Consider the following 2,622-nt stretch of genomic DNA (forward strand, 5'->3'; position numbering starts at 1 on the left):
CCGCCGACGCCCTGGGCACGCTCTACCTGGCCTTCCCGGACTGACCGTCTGCCCGGGGGCTACTTCACCGCCCAGACCATCGATTCGGGTCCGGCGAGGTGCTCGGCCACCGGATCGTGGAATCCGGTGTCGGCCAGCCAGGTTCGCAGTTCGGCGACCGTGTAGTCGAAGCCGCCCGGGGTTTCGATGAGCATGTTGAGGCTCATCAGCAGGCCGGGGAGATTGGTGCGGCGCTCGTCGTCGATGAAGGACTCGTAGACCAGGATCGCGCCGCCCTCGGGAAGGGCGCGGTACGCCTTCTCGAGCAGCATGCGCTTGGTGGGCAGGTCCCAGTCGTGCAGGATGTGCCCGAAGACCAGGACATCGGCCTCTGGGAGGTCGTCGTCGAAGAAGTCGCCGGGCTGGAAGGTGATCCGATCCTCCACCGGCGCACTGAATTCGGCGAAGATGGGCTCGACCGGCGCCAGGTCGTAGCCGATGCCGTGCAGGTGCGGATTGGTTTCCAGGACCGTGCGCAGTAGCGCCCCCTGCGCGGTGCCGATATCGGCGACCGTTTTCCAGCGATGCCACGGGAACTGCTCGGCGATCGGGTGCGCGCTGGGCAGGGTCAGTCCGGTCATGGCTCGCTGGAAGTCGAAGAGCCGCTGGGGATCCCGATAGAGGGTGGTGAAGAAGTCGCCCCCGTACTTGGCCTCGTTCTGCGGCTGCCCGCTGCGCAGCGCTTCGGTGAGCCCGCCCCAGAACGGATACAGCCGGGCGGCCGCCATCTCCAGGAATCCGCCGATGTATTCGCTGCCGGTGCTGTCGAGATAGGTGGCGGTGTCGGCGGTATTGGCGTACCGATCGTCGGTGCGCCGCAACATGTCCATGGCCACCAGCGCGTCGAGGAAGTCACGGGTGGAGCGCGGGTGCAGGCCCAGTTCCCGCCGTAATTGCTCGGCGGTCAGTTGCCGATGCCCGAGCACCGTGAACACCCCGAGTTCGACGGCACTGAGCAGGGTCCGGGACTCCCAGAAACCCATGCCGATCCGCAGGATCCGCTCCATGGCGCTTCACGATAGCCACAGCGACCCTCCGGCAAAGGCAATTCCGGGCCACCGGCGCGGTTCATCCCGCTCGCCGGGAAATCGGACCGCTCGTCGGGATTTCAGAGCACGTCGATCCCGTACACCCGTTCGGCATTGCGGCGGAAGATCAGCTCGATCGCCTTGTCGTCGGCCCCGTGCCCGGCCAGCGCGGTCGCCACCGCCTCCGCCGCGTTCGGGATGCTCGTAATCGGCTTGTCCACCGGGAAATTCGAGCCCCAGATCAGCCGATCGGCCCCGAACACGTCGAGGGCGTGCTCCAGCATCGGCGAAATCCGTTCCAGCAGCACCGGTACCGGCGTCGGCTCGCCGCGTCGCGGCACCGGATGCCCGAGGATAGGCATCATCAGCCCACTCACCTTCGCCACCACATTGGCGTGCGCGGCCACCGCCGCCAGATCGTCGCGCCACCGCACGAACAGCTCCCGCCGCTGCCCCGGATTTTGCCCGGTATTCCGCCCGACCGGCCCGAAAATCCCTGCGGGCGTGCCGAGATGGTTGAGCACGATGGTGGTGTCGGGATACCGCTCGGCCAGCGCCGCCACCTCCGGCAGTTGCCCCGAGTACACCCAGGATTCGAAGGCCAGCCCGCGATCGGCGAGCGCGCCGAAGCCGTCGAGGAAGGCCGTCGAGGTCAACAGATGCGGTGCCTTGCCCATGGCGCGCACGCCGGGATCCGGATGCCGTTCGACCCGGGCCCGGATGCCCCGGAAGCGGGGCGAGGCCGCCCGGTGCGCGTCGAGCAACGCGGCGAAGTCCGGTGCGCTGGGATCACCCGCGCCCATGATCGCGCCGAGGGCGGGGGTGTCCACCCCGAACGGCAGGCTCGCCACCCACCGAGTCTCCTCGGCGGGAGCCAGCGGCCCTGGCCCGTTCCACTCCACCTCGATGTGCACGATCGCCTCGACGGGAACGTCCCCGGCGTCCTCCCGGTAGTCCCGGGGCAGATAGGGATGCACGAAAGGCAGTGGATCCCCCACGAACTCGCGTTCCTTGCGCGGCGCGAGCCGCTTGGCCAGATCGATCGGCACCGGGACGTACTTGAACAGCCGAGCGAGCGCGCTGAACTCCCGCGGCGTCGTCAGCGGATCCCACTGGTGGATGTGCGCATCCACCACGGTCATCCCCGCGAGGTCCATGAGGTCCCTTCCGCCCGGCCCACCCTGCCCGGATTGTTCCACGCCCGCCTCGCCGCAATCGTGAAATCGGACATGCCGCACCCGGACGGGACGCTGCCGTGCCCGAAAAGCGACTGTGCCGCGCCCCGGCGAGGCGGGCGCGGCACAGCGGTGGCCGGAGCGGCCAGGTCAGGTCAGGTCAGGTCAGGGGAGGATTTGGGGGATGACGTTCGGGTCCAGGAGGCCGACCAGAGCGCCGATGCCGCCGCCGATGAGGGCGCCCAGGGCCGAGCCGCCGAGCATGCCGGGGATGGAGGCGACGACCGAGCCGAGGGCGGCTCCGCCCGCGCTGCCGGTCAGCGCGCCCGCGGCCGCGCCGTTGAGGGCGGGGTCGGGGAACTGCGCGTTGGGGTTGGTGG

At 69.4% G+C, this 2,622-nt stretch carries 2 protein-coding genes and 1 pseudogene; all 3 read right to left on the reverse strand.

Annotated elements, in window-relative coordinates; genetic code table 11:
• Positions 1 to 59: 59 nt before the first annotated feature.
• Complete coding sequence (locus tag ACWELQ_RS43335) at positions 60 to 1,046, reverse strand: methyltransferase (RefSeq protein WP_452402789.1); 987 nt, start codon at positions 1,044 to 1,046, stop codon at positions 60 to 62.
• Between the two features lie 101 nt (positions 1,047 to 1,147).
• On the reverse strand, positions 1,148 to 2,224 hold the full coding sequence (locus ACWELQ_RS43340; RefSeq protein WP_452402790.1) for an amidohydrolase family protein: 1,077 nt from the start codon (positions 2,222 to 2,224) through the stop codon (positions 1,148 to 1,150).
• A 183-nt stretch (positions 2,225 to 2,407) separates the two neighbouring features.
• Positions 2,408 to 2,622 (reverse strand): annotated as a pseudogene (locus ACWELQ_RS43345) (hypothetical protein); the annotation flags it as partial.

The sequence above is a fragment of the Nocardia sp. NPDC004722 genome (assembly GCF_053601505.1).